We start from the raw sequence: 22,092 nt of genomic DNA on the forward strand, positions 1-22,092 counted from the left end.
GTGCTCCGGCGGCTAGGGTCGCGCTGAGCTACCGCAAGCGCGCGTGCATGGCAAGCTACCTGAACAGACCGCGCAGCGCATCTTGCAACATCGAATCCAGCAAGCCCTGACTGACGTAGCCATTCACCGGGAGCCCGAAACGCGCCTGCGCCTTCTTGATCGCGGCACGCGTGTTGCCGTCGAAATCACCGTCGATCATACCCGGATCATACCCCAGACCGCTAAGGCGCCGTTCAACCAATACGCGGACGGACTGCGTCATGCCAAGCTGCGCCTCTTCCTGCTCCAGCACATGCGGTGGCGGGGTGTCGGGCGCGGGAACATCGCGAATGGGTTCCAGTTCGGCCAACCGGCGCCGGGCTTGCGATACGAAACGGCCATCGGGGAAATCTGCAAGGTAGCGTCGGTAGCCCCGCGCCCTGTCTGCGGCACGCGCACGCTCCCATGCCGCGCGATCCGCTTGCGCGCGCGCCTCGGCCTCGATTGTAGCCAGTCTTTCGCGCGCAAGCCCTGCAAAAATCCCCTCTGGGTAGCGGGCCAGATAGGCGCGCAGGCCGGCCTCGTCCGCACCTGCGCCGGTGCCCTCCCAAAAGGCGCGGTCGGCGCGTTCCAGCGCCTCGCGGCGGGCGCGTTCTTCGGCCTCTATCTCGGCCGCGCGGCGGGCGGCTTGCCCGGCAAGCTGAAAAATCTGGTCGCGCGTCAGAAAACCGGTTTCGGTGAAATCGAGCTGCGATTGCCACGCTTCGATTGCGCCGCGCGTACCGGGGCCGAACAGGCCATCAATCCCGCGTGTGTTATAGCCCAAGGTGGTCAGGTCGCGCTGGATGGCGCGGCGCTCGTTGCGGCTAAGGGCAAGGTCCTGCTCTATCCGCTCCGGTGTGTTGCGCAGCGTGTCGATCCGGCCACGTGCTTCCTGCGCGCTCAGACCATTGGGAAACTGGGCAAGATAGCTGCGATACGCGTCTTCGGTATCGGCATTGCGCGCGGTTTCCCAAGCGTCGCGGTCCGCCTGTGCAACCGGTGCGAAGCCTTCGGGCAGGAACGGAACAAGCGTGGGCACCGTGCCTTCGCCGCGCAGGTCGCGGGTGGCCGCAAGGGTTTCCGACAGGGTTGTGCCGGGTTGCAAGACAGTATCCAACCCGTCAAGGACGGCCCGCACATCGCCGCGCAGCACGGCAACGCCGCGCGGCACGGCCAAACGGTCGGGCAGGCCCGCGCGCAGGCCGAACCCAAGCTCGTCCGACACGGCGCCAGAGGTCGGCTGCGCAAGCCACACATGCGCAGAGGCTGCATTCGCGGCTAGTTCCATCACGCTATCCAACCGCAATCCCGCCCCATCGACGGTTGCAAGGCTCGGCTGGCTGGCATCTGACGCCAGAAACCACGCCCCGCTATCGGATGCGGCGAACCAGCCAGAGGCGACGATCACCAGCCGTTCAAGCGCGCCATCGGCCAACTTGGCCTGAAGCGCGGCCAGTTCGGCGCGCAGATCCCCCATTGGCAGGTCGCGTGCGGTGACAACCTCGAAGCCGCGCCGCGCCAGAACGCCTTGCGCCTGATCTGCAAGCGCACTGCCCGAAGGTTCTGGCAAACCACGATAATCACGCCCTTCAATGACAAGCGCGACGTTCTCGGCATAGGCTTGTATCGGGGCCGTAAGCAAGAAAACCGCCAGAAAAAACCTGCGCATGATGCCCTCTCTCTTTTTGCAAGCCGCGTCAGAGCAAGCTTAGCCGTGCCACCAGGACTGCGCAATGATGCCATGCACCTTGCGCCAGCAAAGGCCGCAAGGATGGCGGCACTTGGCCGATTATTCCCATTCCATTTGTTCGAACGTGGTCTGCGCATTGCGTCCGGCCAAGCTGTCGAATTCTGTCAGATAGGCCCATGCCGACTGGTCTATGCCGGGCGCGTCCAGAATATCGCCGCCACCGTCCAGCAAAGACCCGATCTGGCTGCGCAGGTTGACAAGGTAATCATATGTCTGTGCCCGTGCCGTGACCAGATCGGTGGCGCGCCCGTGACCCGGCACGATGTGGGCGGGGTCGAATGCGGCCATGGCATCGAACACGGCGATCCAGCTTTTGGCGTTCGACTGCGCGCCATTGCCCAGAATACGGTCGATATAGACAATATCGCCGGTAAACATTGTCTTTGCGCTGTCCAGCCAGACAAAGGCATCGCCCGGTGTATGGGCCTGACCGCGGTGCATGATCTCAAAAGTCATGCCACCAAGCTCAAGCGTGTAATCCCGCTCGAAACTCAGGTCGGCATGGCTGGGTGCGGTGCCGTCCAGCCCGTCGCCGATAAGCTGCGACAGCCCTGTCATCTGCATGGACCCGCGCGCCTTTTGGTCGGCCACAGCCGCCGTGGATGCGATCACCGTCGCACCTTGGGCCTGCCAATAGCCATTGCCAAGCCAGCGGTGGTCCTGCCCGCCGGTGTTGATGACATAGCGCACGCGGGCGTCGGTGATCTGGCGTATGGTGTCATGCAGCACTTTGGCGCCCTGCCAAGACCCGCCGGGGTCCACAAGCACCGCGCCCGCGTCTGTCACCACCAGACCGAAGGTCGCGTTATTGCCAAGGTTTTCGGGGTTGCGCTGTTCCAGCGGGCCGACAATGGCCCAGACTGTGTCCGTCACGCGCTGGGTTTGCACGATCTGGGACATCGCCGGCAGGGGCAATACCAGCAATGCGGCACAGATCAGGGTAAATCGGGTCAAGGGCACTCTCCAGTCTGTTGTGCGAAACCGCATCACAAATTCATTTTCATGAATAGAACTGTGACATGCCCGCCCTACTGGCGCAAGCGCAACTCCAGCCAGATGCCGTCTTTGGCACGCACCGTCATATGCGCCTGCGGCACCGGCACGCGAGCCGGGTCGGCGTGAAACTCCCATTCGGCCAGAAGGCGCGCAAGGATCAGCACGGCTTCGGCCATGGCAAAGCCAGCACCGGGGCAGACGCGCGGCCCGGCCGAAAACGGAATGAAGCCGTCACGCGCCCGCGCGCGGCTGTCGTCTTCTTGCCAGCGCTCGGGCCGGAAGTCATGCGGGTCGGGCCAGATATGTTCATTGCGCCCCATGTGCCACGGGCTGACGATGACCTGCGCGCCTTGGCCAAGGGGACGGTTGCGAAACTCTTCTGGCTGGGTCGCCTCCCGCACCATCATCGGCACCGGCGGATACAGCCGAAGCGCCTCTCGGAACGTATCGCGGATACGGGGGAACTGGCGCAGGATGCCAAAATCCGGCGCCGGACCGCCAATATGGGGGCGGATGGCCTGCGCCTCGCGCGCCAATTCGGCCTGCCAGTCCGGGTGGGTCGCAACCAGATACAATGCCCAGGCCAGTGCCGACGCGCTGGTTTCATGTCCCGCCAGAAAGAAAATGGCGACCTGATCGACCATTTCTGCGGTATCGAACACCGCGCCTGTTGCGGGGTCGCGGGTGGTCATGATCTTGGTCGCCAAATCATCCGGCGCGGTGCCTGCGGCAATTGCCTGTGCGCGCGCTTCCGTCATGCCTGTGATCAGCGCGCGGATGCGCCCTGCGGTCGCACGCGCCGCGCGTGGCATCGGGCGGGGCAGCCAGCGCGGCAGCGGCACAAGAGCGGCAAGGTTCAGGATCGGCGCGGCACGCTGATGGGCGCGAAAGCTGCCATAGACCTCTGCCGCCGTCGCATCCTCTATCGGTAGGGAAAACAGGGTGCGAAAAATGACATCGGCGGCGGCATGGCTGGTCATCGCCTCGACCTCTGTCCAGCCAGGTTTCAGGCGCTGCGCCGCCGCCTCGGACGCCGCCCACATCGCCGGAAAGGTGTCGCGCAACCGCCCCCCTTCAAAGGCCGGGTCGATCATGCGGCGCTGGCGTGCCCATGTCGTGCCATTGGTTACGAAAACCGAATTGCCCAACAGCAGACGCAACCCCTCGCGCACGCGGTTCGATTTGGGGAAATCGCGCGCCCGCTCTTGCAGCACCAGTTGCACCAGATCGGGCGTGTTGACCATGACAGAATGCAAGAAAGGCAGCTTCACCTCTGCCATCTTGGCACGATAAAGCTTGTCAGGTTGCGCCGAAAGAATGTCTCGCCGGAACAGCAGCAAATGACGCCAGAGCGGCACGCGGTCAGCGCGGTGGTCGGGCATGGGCGGGCGGGTCACGCCACCTCCGGCAGGTAGCAGGCGCGCGACACGCTGGCCGACGATTTGCGCGCGCCAAAGCGATCAGCCAAAGCCACAGGCCCCGCCGTAATCTGAAAATAATCGTAGTCCTTTGGCGCATCGAAGGCACAAAGGTATTGAAAATGCAGCCGGAAATAACGCCGCTTGTATTTGCCATAGGTCTCGGGCGTCAGGCTTTGGGTAAAGGCCGCAGAGATCATCAACGGCCATTTCTGCCCCGCGCTGGCCGCCCCCGAACAGGCCACCGGGTCGCACAAAGCGTAGCAGCAGCCATCGCCCGGCGCGGTCACATCCAGCCAGAACAACTTGTCCGACTGTGACAGCGCGCGCAGATCGGCACGCAGGGTGTCGGCTTTTGGCAGATAGGATTGCATCGGCACCGCATGGCCCAGCGACAGAAAGGCCAGCTTGCGCTCCGGCACATCCCGCGCGACCACCCGCGCCAGAACCGAAACCCCCAGATGCACCCCGGATGAGTGGCCAACGACCAGAACCTCGTCCAGATCCGGGTCATCAAGGGCGGCGGCGATCAGGGCGGCAAATTCGGTCAGCCGCGCTTCCAGTTCGGGCGGGTTGCGGCCCATATGCTTGGCGGTGAACGCAAAATCCAGCAGCAGGTAATGCACGAAGAACTTGCCATCTATGCGCCGGAACCCTTCCAGCACGGGCCAAACCACCCCCAAACCCAGCAGAAATGCCAGCCAGCCGGACAGCACCCATGCCAGCGCCCAGCCCAAGGCCCACGCCGCAAGCAGCGCCACCAGCAATTGCCCAAGCAGCATGACCACCGGATACATCGCGGCAATCCCCGGCCCCGCGCGCAGCCGGAACAGCCGGAACAGGGCGCCGGTGGACAGGTAAATCCAGGCCGTGCGCAGCAAAAGCGCATAGGTCGCCCAGATACCTGCGGCCATTGAACCGCGCACGATATCGGACCATTCCAGTATCTGGATGGTGCTTTCCGCCTGTCCCTCAGTCATGTCGGATGTCACGATCCAGCCATATGGCCCCGAACCCTTTCTGGGCCGTTGGCGCAGGCTGTAGCCAGAGATCGCGGCCTGTGCCGCCCCCTCTGTGCGATACAGTTCGCGGTAGCGGCGCGGCGGGAACGGGTCATAGCCCGGAATGTAGAACACCTGCCGCCGGAAGGGCCGTTCCGCCTGTGACATCACGCGGTCCCTGCCCCGCTCGCTTTCTCAACCTCTGATGGGTCGCGCATACGGATACATTTTGCAGGCAGCCCCACCATGACGGAATAGGGCGGCACATCTTTTGTGACCACGGCATTCGCGCCAATGACAGCACCGCGCCCAATGCGAATATCGCCCAGCAATACCGCACCCGCGCCGACATCGACGAAATCTTCCAGCACAGGGCGGGCAGCGATGTCGTCATCGCGCGGAATGCCAAGGGTTACGTTCTGGCGCAGCACCACGTCATTTCCGATTGTCCGTGCCACAAGGATCATTCCGCCGAAATGCTCCAGCCGCACGCGGCGCCCGACCTGAACGGTGTAGGGCAATTCGATCCCACCGAACCACTGGCAAATCCGAAACATCGTGCGGTAAATCGCGGTCAGGACCATCCGCGCCGGTTTGAACCGCACAGACATGCGCCAGTTGCCAAACCTGTGCCAGAACAGGCACCAGAACCCTTGCGAGAGGATGTCGCTGTAATGGGTCTTCAAATCTTCTGCCACCAACTCCCAAAAGGAAATCCCCGACGGGTTCATATTGGTGCTGCCATCGCTCAGCGGCGCGGCGCGCACCGCCTTGGGCATGAGCTTATGTTCTTCAAGTGACACGCAACACCTCAGCTTAGTGCGGGCCTATAAGTTAGCGCGAAACCGGCGAAGCTGAAAGAAACCTTTTACACCTGCGCCGAAAACCCCGTCGGCATCGGCAGCCCAAGCCTATCGCTCAGGCGTTGCAAGGTCTGCCCGGTGCTGGACCAGTCCGCACCGCGGGCTGCGAACAGCGTGGCCTGTGATTGGTGAATGGGTGAGCCCTGCAAAATTTTCAGGTGGTTGGCACGCAGCGTTTCGCCGGTAGAGGTGATATCGGCCACCGCTTCGGCGGTCAGGTTGCGGATCGTGCCCTCGGTCGCGCCCTGGCTGTCGACAAGCTGGTAATCAGCCACGCCCTGCGCGCGCAGATGCTCTCGCACCAGCCGGTGATACTTGGTCGCGATCCGCAGGCGGAACCCGTGGCGGGCGCGGAACGCCGCGGCGGCAGCATCCAGATCGTCCAATGTCTCGACATCGACCCAAGTGACCGGCACCGCAAGGATCAGGTCGGCATGACCAAACCCCATTTGCGCCAGCTCCGTGACCGACGCTGGCCAATCCGGCAGCGTCTCGCGCACAAGGTCGGACCCGGTCACGCCCAGATGAATGCGCCCCGCCGCCAATTCGCGCGGGATCTCGGACGCCGAGAGGAGAACCAGCTCCACGCCGTCCACGCCGTTGACCGTGCCGGCATATTCGCGTGCGGACCCTGTGCGCGCAAGCCGCAGGCCGCGATCCGCGAACCAGTCGAAGGTTTGCTCCATTAGACGCCCCTTAGAGGGCACACCCAGTTTCAGGCTCATCCTGCGCCCTCCAGACCTGCTAGCGTGTCGGGGCGGATCACGCCGCCCACCGCCGGAATGGAACGGCCATGCCCCAGCACCGCCGTCAGCGCGTCATAGCGCCCGCCGCTTGCCACGGGCGGCAGGTCGTCGCGGGCAATGAAGCCAAAGACGAACCCGTCGTAATATTCCATCGTGGTGCGTCCGAAACTGGCCTCGAATGGCAGGGTTTCGGTATCTATGCCTGCCGCATCCAAAGCCTCCAGCCGCGCCGCCAGCCGGTCCAGCGCGGGGGTGATCGCGTCCCAGCCCATCGCCCGCATCTGCGCCAGGGCATCCTGCGCCGGGGCGGACAGCGACAAAAGCGCGTCCAACGCCTGCGCCTGATCCTCGGGGATGGGCACGGCCTCGGCATCTTCCAGCAGCGTCATTACACGCGCAGTGATCTCATCCGCGCCGCGCAGGCCCAGATGCGGGCCAGCCGCCGCGATCAGTTCTTTCACAGGCGCCGCGCGCAGCCGGTCCACCAAACCCGCACGGTCCGCCGCCAGCGGCCCCTGCCCGCGCATCCGCTCCAGCAGCGCACGAAAGCGCTTGGGCCGCCAGATATGGCGCAACAAGGCCGCGCGCCGCCGCTCGGTGGTGGACAGGCCCGCCACGGCGGCTTTGACAATGCCCATATCGCCCGTCACAGGGCGCGTCGGGTAGCCGTCGAGCAATCGGGCAAACAGCGCAAACACCTCTGCATCGGCCTGCTCCGGGTGCTCGCGCGCGAACACCTCGTAGCCTACTTGCAGATATTCGCGCGCGCGGGTCGCGGATTGCTTGCGAAACACGGCACCGGCATAGGCGTAGCGCGCAGGCTCCGCACCATCCGCCATATGCGCCTGCACCACGGGCACGGTAAAATCGGGGCGCAGCATCATCTCGCCCAAAGCGGGGTCATGGGTGACATAGGCGCGCGCGCGGATATCCTCGCCATACAGGTCCAGCAGCGTTTCCGCCGGTTGCAGCACATCGGGGGTGACACGCTGCGCCCCGGCATCCAGCATCTGCGCCAGCAGAGCGGTGCTGATATCCTCGGCGCGGCTCATGCGTAGCGGGCCAGTATCTCGCGCACGGTGGCGACCATATCGCCGCGCAGCACCTCGACCTGTTGGGACTGCGCCTTCCATTCCTCGACAGAGGCATCGGCGGCGATCTGCGCCCCAAGGATCAGGTCTTTGACCTGCACCACACCGCGCGCGGCCTCATCCTCTCCCATGATGATGGCGACGGGGCTTTCGCGTTTATCGGCGTATTTCAACTGGTTGCCGAAATTCTTGGGGTTGCCCAGATACATCTCGGCGCGAATGCCCGCTTGGCGCAATTCGTTCACCAGCGCCATGTAATCGGCCATGCGGGCGCGGTCCATGACGGTCACAACCACCGGGCCTTGCGCTTTCGCAGGTCCTTTGCCCTTGGCATCGAGCGCGGCCAGCAGGCGGTCCACCCCAATACTGACGCCCGTCGCGGGCACGGCTTGGCCGGTAAAGCGCTTGACCAGATCATCATAGCGCCCACCGCCCGCGACCGAGCCGAACTGACGCGGACGGCCCTTTTCGTCGGTGATCTCAAACGTCAACTCCGCCTCGAACACCGGGCCGGTGTAATAGCCAAGGCCCCGGACGACAGAGGGGTCGATGATGATGCGGTCGGGGCCGTAGCCTTGGGCGGCGAGGAGGCTCGCGATTTGTTCGAGTTCTTCAACACCTTCGCTTCCAACAAGTGAACCACTGACAAGATCGCTCAGAAAGTCGAGGACAAAAGAATTGTAAATCTTGGTGGATATTTGATCGACAGAAATGGTCGCACCGAGACTCTTTTGCAAAGCAAGATCACTCGGATCTCTTATCCAACTGGCCTTGAAGAGATCGTTAGCATCTCCTCCACGTGAGGAAACAGTTTGCGCTACGCGTTCTAATTCAAATGAAACCAAATCGTTTGCTGAAACAAATTTCATAATTTGCTCAGCTTGTGCTCCACCCAGCCCCGCACCCTTCGTGAAATCCCCGCTCTCATCCTTGCGGCCCTCACCAAGCAACGCGCGCACGCCGTCAACGCCAAGCCTGTCAAACTTGTCGATGGCGCGCAGCACGATCCCGCGCTCGGCCTCGAATTTCGAGGGGTCTTCCGGGTCCAATATCCCCGCAACCTCCATCACCCCATTCAGCACCTTCCGGTTATTCACCCGGATCACATAATCCCCGCGGGCAATCCCCACGGATTCCAAAGCATCCGCCAGCATCGCGCAAATCTCGGCATCGGCGGCCACGCTTGCCGCGCCAACCGTATCCGCATCGCATTGATAAAACTGCCGAAACCGCCCCGGCCCCGGCTTTTCATTGCGCCAGACAGGCCCCATCGCGAAGCGCCGATACGGCGTCGGCAAATCCTGCCGGTATTGCGCGGCCACACGGGCCAAGGGCGCGGTCAGATCGTAGCGCAACGCCAGCCAGTCCTCATCCTCCTGCCACGCGAATACACCCTCATTCGGGCGGTCCACATCGGGCAGGAACTTGCCCAACGCCTCGACCGTTTCCACCGCCGAAGTTTCCAAAGCGTCGAACCCGTAGCGGTGATAGACCTCTGCGATCTTGTCCAGCATCGCCTTGCGCGCGCTTACCTCGGCGCCGAAATAGTCGCGAAACCCTTTCGGGGTCTGCGCCTTGGGGCGGCGGGGGCCTTTGATTTTGGCCATAACGGGCGCTCCTCATGGGGTGGTTCGTCGCGCATCGCCTTAGCCCAAGGGCCGCGCAGGGGCAAGGCCGACGCTTTTCCCCAACTTCTCCACAGAGCTATACAATTTGCGAAGCAACCGCGAATCCGATACACACTTGGGCTGACCAGATATAGTGGTGGCATGGCCCAGATGAACGAAATCAGCACGATCCGCCCCGAGGGTCCGACCGAGTCCCTGCCCCATAATATAGAGGCAGAACAACAGCTTCTGGGGGCGATTCTGGTCAATAACGACATTTACGACCGCATCTCATCGCTGGTGAAGCACGATCATTTCTATGAGCCCGTCCACCAGCGGATATTCGAGATTGCGAGCGCGCGGATTGCCAAGAATGCGCTGGCCTCGCCGGTCACGCTCAAGGCGTTCATGGAAGATGACGAGGGGCTGAAAGAACTGGGCGGTGCGGGCTATCTGGCGCGCCTGGCCGCTGCCGCCATTTCCGCCTATGCCGCGCGCGACTATGCGCAGATGATCTATGACCTTGCCGTGCGGCGCGACCTGATCCGGCTGGGGCAGGATATCGCCGCACAGGCGTCGAAAATGGACGTGGCGTCGGAACCCAAAGAACAGATCGTCGAGGCCGAACAGCGGCTTTACAAGTTGGCCGAACAGGGCGTGGCCGAGCGCGGGTTTCAGAGCTTTCTCAAGGCCGTGACCGATGCCGTGCAGATGGCCAATGCCGCCTATCAGCGCGACGGGGGGCTGGCGGGTATTTCGACCGGACTGATCGACATGGACAAGAAGCTGGGCGGGCTGCACCCCTCGGATTTGCTGATCCTTGCCGGGCGTCCGTCGATGGGGAAAACCTCGCTGGCAACGAACATTGCATTCAACATTGCCAAAGCATACCGCACGGGCCGCAAGCCCGACGGGACAGAGGGTGCGATAGAGGGCGGCGCGGTCGGGTTTTTCAGCCTGGAAATGAGCGCCGAGCAATTGGCCGCGCGTATTCTGTCCGAAGCCGCCGAAGTGCCTTCGGAACAAATCCGCCGGGGCGATATGTCGGAGGCCGAATTCCGCCGCTTTGTCGAGGCCGCGAAAGCCCTCGAATCCTGCCCGCTTTACATTGACGACACGCCCGCTTTGCCCATTTCACAGGTCGCCGCGCGCGCTCGCCGCCTGAAGCGCACACACGGGCTGGACGTGCTGATGGTAGACTATTTGCAGCTCTTGCGCGGCTCGTCCAAGGAAAGCCGCGTGCAAGAGGTGTCCGAGATCACCCAAGGGCTGAAGGCCATCGCCAAGGAATTGAACATCCCTGTCATCGCGCTGTCGCAGCTCTCGCGGAATGTCGAATCGCGCGAAGACAAGCGCCCGCAACTGTCGGACCTGCGCGAATCCGGCTCGATCGAGCAGGATGCGGATGTGGTCATGTTCGTCTACCGCGACGAATACTACCGCGAACGCGAGAAACCGGGCGAGGACGAGTTGGACAAGATGGCCACATGGCAGGCCAAGATGGAATCGGTCCATGGCAAGGCCGAAGTCATCATCGGCAAGCAGCGCCACGGACCAATCGGCACGGTGGAGCTTAGCTTCGAGGGCCAGTTCACCCGCTTCGGCAACCTCGTGAAACCATGGCAGCAGGATGGCGACCGGTTCTGACATTTCGGGCGTGAATCACATCACGCTGGTCGTGGCCGATCTGGACCGCGCGTTGGGGTTTTATCGCGACATGCTTGGCCTGCGCCTGCGCGCATATGGTCCAAGCTTTGCCTATCTGGAAGGCGGGGCGCTATGGCTGTGTCTGGAACTTGGGCAAGCCAGACCGGCGCAGGATGACAGCCATATCGCGCTGTCGGTCACGGAAGCGGGATTTGCGCATCTTGGCGAACGTCTGAAGGGCGTGCCACTTTGGAAAGACAACCGCTCCGAAGGCGCCTCGCTCTACTTGCGCGATCCCGACGGTCACAAGCTGGAACTGCATGTCGGCACACTTGCCAGCCGCATTGATCATTGCAGGGCCAACGATCCGACAATTCAGATTTTCGACTGATCTTCATCTTGCCCCAAATACTCGCGGGGGGAATGCGGCGCAGCCGCAGGGGGGCGGCAGCCCCCAAATCCGTCAGCCCAGATGGTCCGGCAAATGCCCGATATCGGGCAGCACCAGATCGGCATGGGGCGCAAGCGTCGCCGCGTCCGCAAGCCCCGTCAGCACGCCAATCGTCACCATCCCCGCCGCGCGGGCGGCAAACAGATCATGCGTGCTGTCGCCCACCATGGCCACGCTGTTCGCAGGCAGCCCCGCGCGCGCGGCAAAGCCCAGCAGCATGTCGGGCGCGGGTTTGGGCGCATAACCGCTGTCATAGCCCAGAACATGCGCGAAATACGCGGCAATACCGGCGGCGTGCAGATGGGCATGGGCCGACGCTTCGGCATCATTTGTGGCCACGCCCAGCACCAGCCCGCGCGCGCGCAACCCCTGTAGCAGGGGCGCCAGCGGCACCGGCGGCACCATGGCGGCGTGTTTCGAACTCTCCAGCAGATAGTCCCCCAGCCCCTCGGCGCGGTCCGGCGCGATATGCGGGCGGATCAGATCCGCGCCCTCGTCAAGCGTGCCTGCGATCAAGGGCGAGGACGGATCGAACGCCCGTGCCCCACGGTCGAACCGCACAGCCTGCGCAATGGCCCCGGCACGCGCCGCGCAGCCATCGGACAGGGTTTCGATGACCCCGTCCATCCAACCCGCCCAGCTTGCGGTGAAATCGAACAGCGTGCCGTCCTTGTCGAACAGCACCGCGCGCAGGGGGGGCAAGGTCATGGAACACTCCGGCAGATGTCGCGCGCGGGGTATCTTGCGCGCACGACATTCTGGTGACAGGTCAGAACACCATCGGCATGGCACGGTTCATCTGGTCGATGGCCGCGCGAATTTCGGGTGTGATCGCCACGTCCACGCCTTTCAGCAGATGCGCCAGTTGCTCGGACGTGGTCGCGCCGATGATGGGCAGCGTTGTCGCCGGACGCGTCGTTGTCCAGTTGATCGCCATGTGAACCGGGTCGATATTATACTCGTTGGCAATCGCCATGTAGCCAGAGACCGCCTCGAACACGCGGCCGGTGATGCGTCCGCCCAGATCGCCGTTGCGCGACCGGCGCGAGCCGTCGGGCGTGACGTTGCCCGCGTATTTGCCGGTCAGCAGACCTGCCGCCAAGGGCGTATAGGCCAGCAAAGGAATGTCCTCGTTCACGCATAGCTCTGCCATGTCCAGATCGAAATAGCGGCACAGCAGCGAGTATTCGTTTTGCAGGGTCAGGACGCGCGGCAGCCCCTCTTCTTCGGCAAGTCGCAACCACATCGCGGTGCCCCAGGCGCTTTCATTCGACAGCGCGATATGTCGAATCTTGCCCGCCCTGACCAAGTCTTGCGCGACGGTCAGGATCTCTCGCATATGTGCCACGGTGTCGGCGCGGTTCTGGCCCGATGGGTCGAACCCCCAGCTTTTGCGGAAATGGTAGGATCCGCGATTGGGCCAGTGCAACTGGTAGATGTCGATACAGTCGCTTTGCAACCGCGCGAGCGAGGCATCAACGGCCGCGCGCATCCGTTCACCCGAAATCGGCACCCCGCCGGGCACCGCGCTAGAGCCTTCGCCGGTGATCTTGGTCGCAACCACGGCCCCTTGCGGTTTGCGGCTGGCAAGCCAGCGCCCGATGATCTCCTCTGTCCGGCCCGCGGTTTCCAGCGTGACGGGGTTCACGGGATACATCTCTGCCGCGTCCAGAAAGTTGATCCCGGCCTCCCATGCCATATCCATCTGGCGGTGGGCGTCATCCTCATCGGTCTGGCTGCCATAGGTCATGGTGCCAAGACAATATTGCGAAACCGTCAGGTCGCTGCGGCCCAGTGTCAGTTTGCGCATGGGTGCCATCCTTCTTGGTTGCGATGCATGCGCGCAACTTAGCGGCTCTGCGGCGGAGTTAAACCGTTTTCTTGCCTTGCCGGACACCATGCGATAACTATGGAACATATAGTGAACATCTGAGGATGCCATGCTGGATGCGAACAACAGCGCGCTGGACGAGACGCTTGAGCTGGCCGAGGGCCGCGCGCATGAGCTGTGCGGCCCAGCCCGGCGGGTTCTGGCGGCATGGGTCGCGGCATGGGGCGCGCCGGTGCTGTGGCTGCGTTTGCGCCACAACCCGGACCGCCTGTATCCGCAAGGGCTGGCCGAATGGGCCGCCCCCGGCGGGCTGATCGTAGCAGAGGCGGCGCGCGCGTCAGAGCTTTTATCCTGCGCCGAAGACGGCTTGCGCAGCGGCGCCTGCGCGCTGGTGGTGGCCGATCTCGCCGAACCCGTGGCCATGACACCGCTGCGGCGCCTGCATCTGGCCGCAGAGGAAGGGCTGGCTCGGCGGCGTACGCGCCATCCCGGCAGCAGCCTGCGCGCACTGGTGCTGACACCGGGCGATGGCGGCACACCGGGGGTCGAAACCCGCTGGCACATGGCCCCCTGCCCGGAGCACGACACGCCAGCAACGGACCCGGTCGGCACCGCATGGCACCTGACACGCTTGCGCGCCCGCATGGCCCCGCCAGCACGGTGGTATATACGGCGGCATGGCGACGCGTTCTATGTGCAAAACCTGCCCGCATAACGGGCGGCAGGGTGACATCGGGCGCGTGCGACGCCATGCGTGCGGGCGACCCGCTTACCTGTCGCTGCGCGCGAAGCTTGTCACCCCGCCCTCTGTCACGATGGCATCAAGGGGTTCATCCGTCGGCTCGGTCGGCACTTCGGGCTGTTCCTGCGCAGCATAGGCCAGACCGATTGCCAGCACATCGCCGCGCGCCCGCAACAGCGCCAACGTCCGGTCATAGAAGCCGCCGCCATAACCCAGCCGGTATCCCCGCGCATCAAAAGCCAGCAAGGGCACGATCAGCGCAACCGGCGTGACAGGGTCCGCCACAGCGGGAATATCGGCCCCGAACGCGCCGCGCACCAAGAGTGTGTCGGGCGACCAGCGCTGAAAATCCAGCGGCGTGTGCGGCGCGGCAATAACCGGCACGCAGACCGGACCGGGATGCGCGGACATCGCTGCAAGCGGCGAGATTTCCGAGCGCATCGGCATATAGCCAGCGAGCGTGACACGTGGCAACCCTGCCCCGAAAACAGCGCGCAAATGGCGCTGCACTACATCGCATGCCGCTTGCGCCGCTTTTGGCCCGGCCTGTTCATGCGCCTGCGCGCGGCGCACGGCAGCCGCCTTGCGATGCGCTGATTTGTCAATTTCCATAGGTCTGCCCGGCCTTGCATTCGCACCATCTGGCAAAGCAAAACATGGATTGAACCGCGCAGCTACCCGTCTTGCGCCGGTCTGCGTGGCGAATCCGACGCATCGGCAATCGCGATAACCGCAGAGACGGACATCAACATGCCCATTGCCCCGCATAGCGTGTAAAGCGCGCCGATATGCAACACCGGCACCCCCAGCAATGCCCCAAACGCGACCCCTGCGAGCCCAGAAAGCAGCGCCACGATCAAATGCACCAAAACCATTACCAACACCCCGAAAGACGATCACACCAAGCTACACGTAGAACCATACCAGAACGTTAAATCGTCACTCCGTCGGGTCAGGCGCGGAACTGTTCAAACTCCGCATTCAGGTTGCGCACAAAATCGTTCAGCCCCGGTTGCCGGTCACGGCGCAACCGTTCCCCTGAAATGATACTCTGCAACCGTTGTTCTGTCACGTCCAAGTCATCATTGATTAACACATAGTCATATTCTGCCCAATGGCTGATCTCGTCGCGCGATTTCCGCATCCGGTCGGTGATAACCGCGTCGCTATCCTGCCCGCGCGTGCGCAACCGGCGTTCAAGTTCGGCAATGGACGGGGGCAGGATGAAGATGGAAATCACATCCTTGCCCAAGCTGGAATTGCGCACCTGCTGGCCGCCCTGCCAGTCAATATCAAACAGCGTGTCGCGCCCGGCCTCCATCGCCGCGACCACCGGCCCTTTGGGAGAGCCGTAGTAATTGCCGAACACCTCGGCATGTTCCAGCATCTCGCCCGCCGCGATCATCTCGGCGAATGCGTCATGGCTGCGGAAGTCATACTCGCGCCCGTCCACCTCTCCCTCGCGCGGGGGGCGCGTCGTGGCAGATACCGAAAAGCGCAGGCTGTCATCCCACGCCATCAGCCGCTTGGCCAAGGTGGATTTGCCTGCGCCCGAAGGCGACGACAAAATAATCAATAGCCCGCGTCGGATCATTGGGTCACTCCAGGTTCTGGACTTGCTCGCGCAGTTGGTCGATCACGCTTTTCAACGCCAGACCAAGGCGCGTCAACTCCATATGCTGGGCTTTCGCGCAGAGCGTGTTGGCCTCGCGGTTGAATTCCTGCGTCAGAAACTCCAGCTTGCGGCCGACTGGGCCGCCTTGGGCCAGATGCGCGCGCGCACTTGCACAATGCGCGTCCAGCCGGTCAAGCTCTTCGGCAATATCGGCCTTGACGGCCTGCATGGCCAGTTCCTGCTCAAGCCTGCCGGGGTCGATCTGGTCGGCCTCGGTGAACCGCGCCAGAATGCTGCGAAACTGCACCTGCATGGCGCGGTCGCGGTCTGGCAACCCCTCGCGCGCTTGTGCAACAAGTGCCGCGATCTGGTCCAGTTGGTCAGACAGGATCGCACCGAGCGCCGCGCCTTCCTGTGCGCGGGTGTCCGCGAACCGGGCCAGCAGTGTTTCTATATCAGCCAGCAGCAGCTTGCCCAATTCGGCGGTGTCAAATGTGGCAACATCATGGCCGGTCGCCTGCGCGCCGCGCGCGTTCAACAGCTCCAGCGTGGTCGGCTGTGACAGGGCCACACCGGCATCCGCCGCCTGCGCGTGAAGCTGCGCAAGGCTTGAAAGCAGGTCTTGCAGCGCGGCCTGATCGACCTGTGCCGCGCCCTCGGGACGCATGTGGCGCAGCCGCAGCGACAAGGTAACATTGCCGCGCGCGACCCGCGCAACAAGCTTGCCCCGCAAGGGTTTTTCTAGAAAACCAAAGCCTTCGGGCAGGCGCAACCGCAGATCCAGCCCGCGCCCGTTGACCGCCCGCAACTCCCAGTCCCACAGGGTGCGGGTCTGGTCAAGAAGCGCCTCGCCGCGCTGGCTGGCAAAGCCCGTCATAGAGTTCAACATGCTGCGCCGGTCCACTTCAGGTTAACCACTTGCCAAGAATACGGCAGAATTCAGGCAAAATTTGGTCTATTAAGATGGTGTTAATCCAGCTTTCCTAAATATGAAAGCCGGTGGAATTTCACATTCGGCATCAGATGCCCTGCGCCCACCACTTGTTTGAGAGATATTGTCATGAGTGATACGACCTTCCCCTCCCGCCCGCAAACCGGCACGGATTTTGCGATGGTGGCCAAGGTTTGCGACCATTGGTCCAGCCTGCGCAGCCGCCATGCACTGCCCGCGCGCGATGCGCTTGACCCTGCGGTCATGGCCGATGCGCTGCCGCATGTCTTTCTGGCCGAATTTGTCAGCCCGCGGGTCGCCCGCATCCGGCTCTGCGGCCACGCGATAGAGGATACGATGGGCATGGACCTGCGCGGCATGCCGCTGACGGCGTTGTTCAGCGACACCGCGCGGGCAGAGATCATGGCCGCGCTGGAACAGGTGGGCCACGGTGTGCGCGCCACGCTGGCCTTGCAGGCGGAACCCGGTTTTGGCCAGCCAGACATGATCGCGCAGCTTGCGCTTATGCCGCTGACAGGGGATGACGGGCGCATCACACATGTTCTGGGGGTGCTGGAACGCCATGGCCAGATCGGACGCCGCCCGCGCCGCTTTGCAAGCGCAAAACCTGCAATGGCGGCACCCGATCCAGCACCAATATTGCGGGTCATCACGGGCGGCAGAACGTAGCGCCGGGCCACAACACCCTTGGACCGGGACGGAAAAACCAAAAAAGGCGCGCAGACCCAATCTGCGCGCCGTCTTCAATGCCGGATCGAGCCGCCCTATTCCATCGCTTCCAATTCGTCGATGAAGCCCGCGATCATGCTTAGGCCCTTGTCCCAAAAGGCCGGATCGGACGCATCCAGACCGAACGGGGCCAACAACTCCTTATGGTGCTTGGACCCGCCTGCCGAGAGCATCTCGAAATATTTGTCCTGAAAACCCTCTGGCTGCTCTTCATAGACAGCATAAAGCGCGTTTACCAAGCCGTCGCCGAACGCATAGGCATAGACGTAGAACGGCGAATGCACGAAATGCGGGATATAGGACCAGAAGGTTTCATACCCCTCCATATAGATGAAGACCGGCCCAAGGCTTTCGGCCTGCACGCTCATCCACAGCGCGTTGATGTCGTCGGGCGTCAGCTCTCCGCCGCGGCGCGCATCATGCAGCTTGCATTCGAAATCGTAGAACGCGATCTGACGAACGACGGTGTTGATCATATCCTCGACCTTGCCCGCCAGCAGGGTCTTGCGCTCTGCGTCGGTCGTGGCTTTGGCCAGCATCCGGCGGAAGGTCAGCATCTCGCCGAACACGCTGGCGGTTTCGGCAAGTGTCAGCGGGGTAGAAGACAACATCTCTCCCTGCGCCGCCGCCAGCCTTTGGTGCACGCCATGCCCCAATTCATGGGCCAGCGTCATTACGTCACGCGGCTTGCCAAGGTAGTTCAGCATCACGAACGGGTGCGCGTCGGTCACGGTCGGGTGCGCGAACGCGCCCGGTGCCTTGCCCGGTGTCACGGCGGCGTCGATCCAGCCACGGTCGAAGAACGGCTCCGCCAGATCGGCCAGCTTGGGGGAGAAACCGGCATAGGCGTCCAGCACCATGTCCTTCGCTTCGGGCCACGCAATGGTGCGCGCGGCTTCCGTCGGCAGGGGCGCGTTGCGGTCCCAGATCTGCAATTCGTCCAGCCCCAGCCATTTGGCTTTGAGCGCGTAATACCGGTGCGACAGCTTCGGATAGGCTGCAACAACGGCGTCGCGCAGCGCCTGCACCACTTCGGGTTCGACATGGTTGGCCAGATGGCGGCCATGCTGCGGGCTGGGCATGTTGCGCCAGCGATCCTCGATTTCCTTTTCCTTGGCGAGCGTGTTGTGCACCCGCGCAAACAGCCGGATATTCGCCCCGAACACTGCGGCCAAGGCCCGCGCGCCCGCCTCGCGGCGGCTGCGGTCGCGGTCGGTCAACAGGTTCAGCGTGGCTTCCAGCCCGAAAGGCTCATCTTCGCCCACGACGGGAAACTCCAGCCCCGCCATGGTTTCATCGAACAATCGGTTCCACGCGGCAGCCCCGACCGTGGACTGGTCGTGCAGGAATTTTTCCAGCTCGTCCGACAGTTGGTGCGGGCGCATGGCGCGCATCCGCTCAAAAACCGGCGCGTAGCGTGCCAGATCGGCGTTTTCGGCCAGCTTGGCATCAAACTCTGCGTCGGGAATGCGGTTCAGCTCCAACGAGAAGAACACCAGCGGAGTCGTCGCAGTCGTCACGCGGTCCTGCGCGTCCGACATCGCCTTGGCGCGCGCGGTATCGACCGTGTTCTGGTAATAGCGCAGCCCGAAAAACGACATCAGCCGCCCGGCCTTTAGCTCGATCCCCTCGTAGCGGGTCACACAATCGAGCAGGCCCGCCGCATCAAGCCCGGCCAGCTTGCCCTCGTAGGTGGCGGCGAAATCGGCGCATTCGCGGTCCAGCCAGTCGAAGTCTTGCGCGATTTCCGGCGCATCAGGCGCGGCATACAATGCAGAGAAATCCCAGACCGGAAGATCGCCCAGATCGGCCCTGCCGCGCGGGCGGTCAAGATCATGGGTAGGGCGGGACACTTGCGTGCGAGGGGGAAAGGTCATGTCAAACTCCATCTGGTTTCGCCATACCTAAGCCGCAAGCCCTATCGCTGCAAGGCGGATGGGCCACACCACACCGCAACATGACGCGCAATCAAACGCAGCGCGCTATGTAAAAGCCAGAAGCTTGACCGCGATCGCCCACATGACCAGCGCAATCAGCCCGTCCAGCACCCGCCATGCTTTTGGGCTGGCGAACAAGGGCCGCAACAGGCGCGCGCCATATCCAAGGCTGAAAAAGAACAGGAACGACCCTGCAACCGCGCCCGCCCCGAAGCTGAGTTCATCGCCCGGAAAGCGGGTCGAAATGGTGCCGAGCAACACAACCGTATCCAGGTAGACATGCGGGTTCAGCCATGTCAGCGCCAGGCAGGTGGCCAGAACGCGCCCCAGCGGCGCGGGCGGGGCTTGGCCCGCGACAACCAGCGCCTCTGTCGAGCGCAGGGCGCTGGCCGCAGCACGCCAGCCATACCAGCCCAGAAACGCGGCACCCGCAAAGCGCATGACCGGGTCCAGCCATGGCAGAACCGACGCGATCCGCGCAAAACTGGTCACGCCCAACACGATCAGAACTGCATCGGATATCGCGCAGGCCAGCACCACGGCCAGCACATGTTCGCCGCGCAAGCCCTGCCGCAACACAAAGGCGTTCTGAGCGCCGATGGCCAGAATTAGCCCCAGCCCGACGCCAAGGCCGGTCAGAAACACCGCAATGCTGATCAAGAGGCAGCCTGTGCGTGCTGCGCCAAGACCCAGTCGCAAATCGCCTTCGGGTCCGCTGGCAAACCCTGCGCCATGTCACCGGCATAGGCGTGAAAGGCGGCAAGGCTGTCGGCGCTGACCGCCATGACCACCGGAATATCTGCGGATACTGCCACGGCAATGACGGACCGCCAACCGCGCCCCTCGGCCTCTTGCTTGGCGAATTTGTTGAGGACCAACGCCTCGGCCCCCTGTGCCAGATCGTACTCGACCAGCCCCACGGCCTGCGCCAGCGCGCTTGCATTCAGGCGGCAGGCCACGGCATGCGGCCCAAGGTCTTGGCTGATGCGCAGCCTTTGGCCTGAGGCCAGCAACTGCAAATCCATATGGCAGCGCCGCCCGGCCGCGTTTTCGGGATTGTGCTGGACCGCGCCCGCCAGCCGCAGGCCATGGGCGGACAGAAGGGCCGCCGCATCCGCCATGATACGGTCGGACGCGCCCCGCCCTTGCGCCACAATATAGCCGATCATTGACAATCCACCTGCCTGCCTCGACTTTGGCTAAACCATTCCCGCCCCGTGTGAAAGTGCCAAGATGACCCGCGCCAAACCGCCAGCCGTAATCCTTGCCGGGGGTCTGGCCACCCGCATGGGCGGGGGCGACAAGGTCTTGCTGAAGCTGGGGAAACGGACCTTGCTGGACCACATTCTGGACAGGCTGGCCCCGCAAGCGGCACCAGTTGCGCTGAATGCCAATGGCGCGGCGGCGCGTTTTGCGCAGTACGGCCTGCCCGTGTTGCGCGACAGCGTGCCAGAGCATCCCGGCCCCTTGGCGGGGATTCTGGCGGCAATGGACTGGGCGGCAGGGCTTGGTGCGCCGCATGTCCTGACAGTTGCGGGCGACACGCCGTTCTTTCCGCCCGATCTGGCGGCGCGGCTTGGCACGCAATCCGGCGCGCACCCGGTGCTGGCGACGACCGACCGCGTCCATCCCACAATCGGGCTATGGCCCGTCGCCCTGCGGGGAGAGCTACGCGCGGCTTTGGGTTCTGGCACGCGCAAGGTCATGCTATGGGCCGACAGTGTCGGCGCAAATCGCGTGGTCTTCGAGGGCGCGGCCCATGATCCGTTCTTCAACATCAACACCCCCGACGATCTGGCCCGCGCGCAGAGGTATCTATGAGCTTCGACCGCATCGCCGTGTTGGACTGGTCTGCGGCCAGCACGCCAAAACGCGGGCGCGACTCTATCTGGCTGGGCGTGGCGGGGCCGAAGGGCACCACGGCTGAAAACCTGCCAACCCGCGCGCTGGCCGCCGCGCGGCTGGACGCGCTGGTGCAGCAGACACGCGACACCGGAACGCGGCTGTTGATCGCCTGTGACCTGTCCTTTGGGTTCCCCGAGCGCTTCGCCCCGGCCCTGACCGGACAAAGCAGCGCGCTGGCGGTTTGGGACTGGCTGGCTACGCGCATCCGCGATGACGCCACCAACCGCCACAACCTGCGCGAGGTCGCGGCGCAGGCAAACGCGCTGTTTGCGGGTGGAGGGCCGTTCTGGGGCAATGGCGCGCGCGCCGATGTGCCGGGATTGCCACGCCGCAAACCCGCGCTTCCCGACGGGCTGCAGGAATTCCGGCTGACCGAACGCAATGCCCGTGCCTTGGGGATGGTCCCGAAATCCTGCTGGCAGCTTGCGGGCGCGGGCGCGGTGGGAGCGCAAAACCTAGTCGGCTTGCCGGTGCTGGCGGGCTTGCGCGCGCGCCACGATGGCGCGGTCGCCGTCTGGCCATTCGAGGGGGCGGATACCCCCGTGGTGCTGGTCGAAACCTATACCGCGTTGGTCGATGACGCGGTGCGCGCCCGCGACGCGGCCACCGTGCGTGATGCGGCGCAAGTCACGCTGCTGGCGCAGGCAATACTGGGGCTGAACCGTGAAGGCACCCTGCCCGCATTCTTCGCGCCGCCCCCGTCACCCGCCTTGCCAGAGGAAGGCTGGATTTTCGGGCTGGGCCATGGCGCGGCGCTGGCGGATGCGCTGCGCGGCTAAGCGTGCCGGGC

General features: G+C 63.7%; 23 protein-coding genes. 6 read left to right on the forward strand and 17 right to left on the reverse strand.

Annotated elements, in window-relative coordinates; genetic code table 11:
- Positions 1-55: 55 nt before the first annotated feature.
- The 8 genes from ROE7235_RS02110 to ROE7235_RS02145 all read right to left on the reverse strand — a co-directional run bounded on the left by ROE7235_RS02110 (position 56) and on the right by ROE7235_RS02145 (position 9,493).
- Positions 56-1,690, reverse strand: a complete 1,635-nt coding sequence (locus ROE7235_RS02110) for a peptidoglycan-binding domain-containing protein (RefSeq protein ID WP_121093013.1) — start codon at positions 1,688-1,690, stop codon at positions 56-58.
- Between the two features lie 120 nt (positions 1,691-1,810).
- Complete coding sequence (locus ROE7235_RS02115) at positions 1,811-2,725, reverse strand: MBL fold metallo-hydrolase (RefSeq protein WP_183073275.1); 915 nt, start codon at positions 2,723-2,725, stop codon at positions 1,811-1,813.
- Between the two features lie 74 nt (positions 2,726-2,799).
- The gene (locus tag ROE7235_RS02120) at positions 2,800-4,164 is read right to left on the reverse strand and encodes a cytochrome P450 (protein WP_245963861.1); all 1,365 of its coding nucleotides are present in this window, start codon (positions 4,162-4,164) and stop codon (positions 2,800-2,802) included.
- Positions 4,161-5,354: a hypothetical protein gene (locus tag ROE7235_RS02125; RefSeq protein WP_121093016.1), complete on the reverse strand. Its 1,194-nt coding sequence runs from the start codon at positions 5,352-5,354 to the stop codon at positions 4,161-4,163. Before ROE7235_RS02125 ends, ROE7235_RS02120 begins: the two co-directional genes overlap by 4 nt.
- Positions 5,354-5,965, reverse strand: a complete 612-nt coding sequence (locus ROE7235_RS02130) for a serine O-acetyltransferase (RefSeq protein WP_121093017.1) — start codon at positions 5,963-5,965, stop codon at positions 5,354-5,356. The genes ROE7235_RS02125 and ROE7235_RS02130 overlap by 1 nt, the downstream gene beginning before the upstream one ends.
- Positions 5,966-6,054: 89 nt before the next feature.
- The gene (hisG, locus tag ROE7235_RS02135) at positions 6,055-6,774 is read right to left on the reverse strand and encodes an ATP phosphoribosyltransferase (protein ID WP_121093018.1); all 720 of its coding nucleotides are present in this window, start codon (positions 6,772-6,774) and stop codon (positions 6,055-6,057) included.
- On the reverse strand, positions 6,771-7,847 hold the full coding sequence (locus ROE7235_RS02140; protein WP_245963862.1) for an ATP phosphoribosyltransferase regulatory subunit: 1,077 nt from the start codon (positions 7,845-7,847) through the stop codon (positions 6,771-6,773). The genes hisG and ROE7235_RS02140 overlap by 4 nt, the downstream gene beginning before the upstream one ends.
- The gene (locus ROE7235_RS02145) at positions 7,844-9,493 is read right to left on the reverse strand and encodes a histidine--tRNA ligase (protein ID WP_121093020.1); all 1,650 of its coding nucleotides are present in this window, start codon (positions 9,491-9,493) and stop codon (positions 7,844-7,846) included. The genes ROE7235_RS02140 and ROE7235_RS02145 overlap by 4 nt, the downstream gene beginning before the upstream one ends.
- Positions 9,494-9,664: 171 nt before the next feature.
- On the opposite strand from ROE7235_RS02145, the gene ROE7235_RS02150 reads away from it, so the two are divergent.
- Together ROE7235_RS02150 and ROE7235_RS02155 are read left to right on the forward strand one after the other, a co-directional pair.
- The gene (locus ROE7235_RS02150) at positions 9,665-11,140 is read left to right on the forward strand and encodes a replicative DNA helicase (RefSeq protein WP_121093135.1); all 1,476 of its coding nucleotides are present in this window, start codon (positions 9,665-9,667) and stop codon (positions 11,138-11,140) included.
- The gene (locus tag ROE7235_RS02155) at positions 11,124-11,531 is read left to right on the forward strand and encodes a VOC family protein (RefSeq protein ID WP_121093021.1); all 408 of its coding nucleotides are present in this window, start codon (positions 11,124-11,126) and stop codon (positions 11,529-11,531) included. Before ROE7235_RS02150 ends, ROE7235_RS02155 begins: the two co-directional genes overlap by 17 nt.
- A gap of 72 nt (positions 11,532-11,603) precedes the next feature.
- Here ROE7235_RS02155 and ROE7235_RS02160 read toward each other — a convergent pair whose 3' ends face one another.
- Both ROE7235_RS02160 and ROE7235_RS02165 read right to left on the reverse strand, forming a co-directional pair.
- Positions 11,604-12,299: an HAD family hydrolase gene (locus tag ROE7235_RS02160; RefSeq protein WP_121093022.1), complete on the reverse strand. Its 696-nt coding sequence runs from the start codon at positions 12,297-12,299 to the stop codon at positions 11,604-11,606.
- Positions 12,300-12,360: 61 nt separating this feature from the next.
- On the reverse strand, positions 12,361-13,401 hold the full coding sequence (locus ROE7235_RS02165) for an aldo/keto reductase (protein WP_121093136.1): 1,041 nt from the start codon (positions 13,399-13,401) through the stop codon (positions 12,361-12,363).
- Positions 13,402-13,531: 130 nt separating this feature from the next.
- On the opposite strand from ROE7235_RS02165, the gene ROE7235_RS02170 reads away from it, so the two are divergent.
- Positions 13,532-14,137: an ImuA family protein gene (locus tag ROE7235_RS02170; protein WP_121093023.1), complete on the forward strand. Its 606-nt coding sequence runs from the start codon at positions 13,532-13,534 to the stop codon at positions 14,135-14,137.
- A gap of 54 nt (positions 14,138-14,191) precedes the next feature.
- Here ROE7235_RS02170 and ROE7235_RS02175 read toward each other — a convergent pair whose 3' ends face one another.
- From ROE7235_RS02175 to ROE7235_RS02190, 4 genes are all read right to left on the reverse strand, one after another.
- On the reverse strand, positions 14,192-14,776 hold the full coding sequence (locus ROE7235_RS02175; RefSeq protein WP_121093024.1) for a 5-formyltetrahydrofolate cyclo-ligase: 585 nt from the start codon (positions 14,774-14,776) through the stop codon (positions 14,192-14,194).
- Between the two features lie 62 nt (positions 14,777-14,838).
- A complete protein-coding gene (locus tag ROE7235_RS02180) occupies positions 14,839-15,018 on the reverse strand; it encodes a hypothetical protein (RefSeq protein ID WP_147434154.1) in 180 nt (59 codons plus the stop codon).
- Positions 15,019-15,116: 98 nt separating this feature from the next.
- Positions 15,117-15,758, reverse strand: a complete 642-nt coding sequence (gmk, locus tag ROE7235_RS02185) for a guanylate kinase (RefSeq protein WP_121093026.1) — start codon at positions 15,756-15,758, stop codon at positions 15,117-15,119.
- 4 nt (positions 15,759-15,762) lie between these two features.
- The gene (locus tag ROE7235_RS02190; RefSeq protein WP_121093027.1) at positions 15,763-16,668 is read right to left on the reverse strand and encodes a YicC/YloC family endoribonuclease; all 906 of its coding nucleotides are present in this window, start codon (positions 16,666-16,668) and stop codon (positions 15,763-15,765) included.
- A 171-nt stretch (positions 16,669-16,839) separates the two neighbouring features.
- On the opposite strand from ROE7235_RS02190, the gene ROE7235_RS02195 reads away from it, so the two are divergent.
- On the forward strand, positions 16,840-17,400 hold the full coding sequence (locus ROE7235_RS02195) for a PAS domain-containing protein (protein ID WP_121093028.1): 561 nt from the start codon (positions 16,840-16,842) through the stop codon (positions 17,398-17,400).
- A 95-nt stretch (positions 17,401-17,495) separates the two neighbouring features.
- On the opposite strand, the gene ROE7235_RS02200 is transcribed toward ROE7235_RS02195, so the two are convergent.
- The 3 genes from ROE7235_RS02200 to ROE7235_RS02210 form a co-directional block, all read right to left on the reverse strand.
- Positions 17,496-19,337: a M3 family oligoendopeptidase gene (locus tag ROE7235_RS02200; RefSeq protein ID WP_121093137.1), complete on the reverse strand. Its 1,842-nt coding sequence runs from the start codon at positions 19,335-19,337 to the stop codon at positions 17,496-17,498.
- A 105-nt stretch (positions 19,338-19,442) separates the two neighbouring features.
- Positions 19,443-20,048, reverse strand: coding sequence for a LysE/ArgO family amino acid transporter (locus ROE7235_RS02205; RefSeq protein ID WP_370743417.1), 606 nt, complete (start codon positions 20,046-20,048; stop codon positions 19,443-19,445).
- Positions 20,049-20,053: 5 nt separating this feature from the next.
- Positions 20,054-20,566: a DUF2478 domain-containing protein gene (locus ROE7235_RS02210; protein ID WP_121093029.1), complete on the reverse strand. Its 513-nt coding sequence runs from the start codon at positions 20,564-20,566 to the stop codon at positions 20,054-20,056.
- Positions 20,567-20,630: 64 nt separating this feature from the next.
- Here ROE7235_RS02210 and mobA point away from each other — a divergent pair, with 64 nt between their 5' ends.
- A complete protein-coding gene (gene mobA, locus ROE7235_RS02215) occupies positions 20,631-21,218 on the forward strand; it encodes a molybdenum cofactor guanylyltransferase MobA (RefSeq protein ID WP_121093030.1) in 588 nt (195 codons plus the stop codon).
- Positions 21,215-22,081 (forward strand): molybdopterin guanine dinucleotide synthesis, encoded by an 867-nt coding sequence (locus ROE7235_RS02220; RefSeq protein WP_121093031.1) that lies wholly within the window; start codon positions 21,215-21,217, stop codon positions 22,079-22,081. The genes mobA and ROE7235_RS02220 overlap by 4 nt, the downstream gene beginning before the upstream one ends.
- Positions 22,082-22,092: the final 11 nt, after the last annotated feature.

Source organism: Roseinatronobacter ekhonensis (assembly GCF_900499075.1).
GTDB lineage: Bacteria > Pseudomonadota > Alphaproteobacteria > Rhodobacterales > Rhodobacteraceae > Roseinatronobacter > Roseinatronobacter ekhonensis.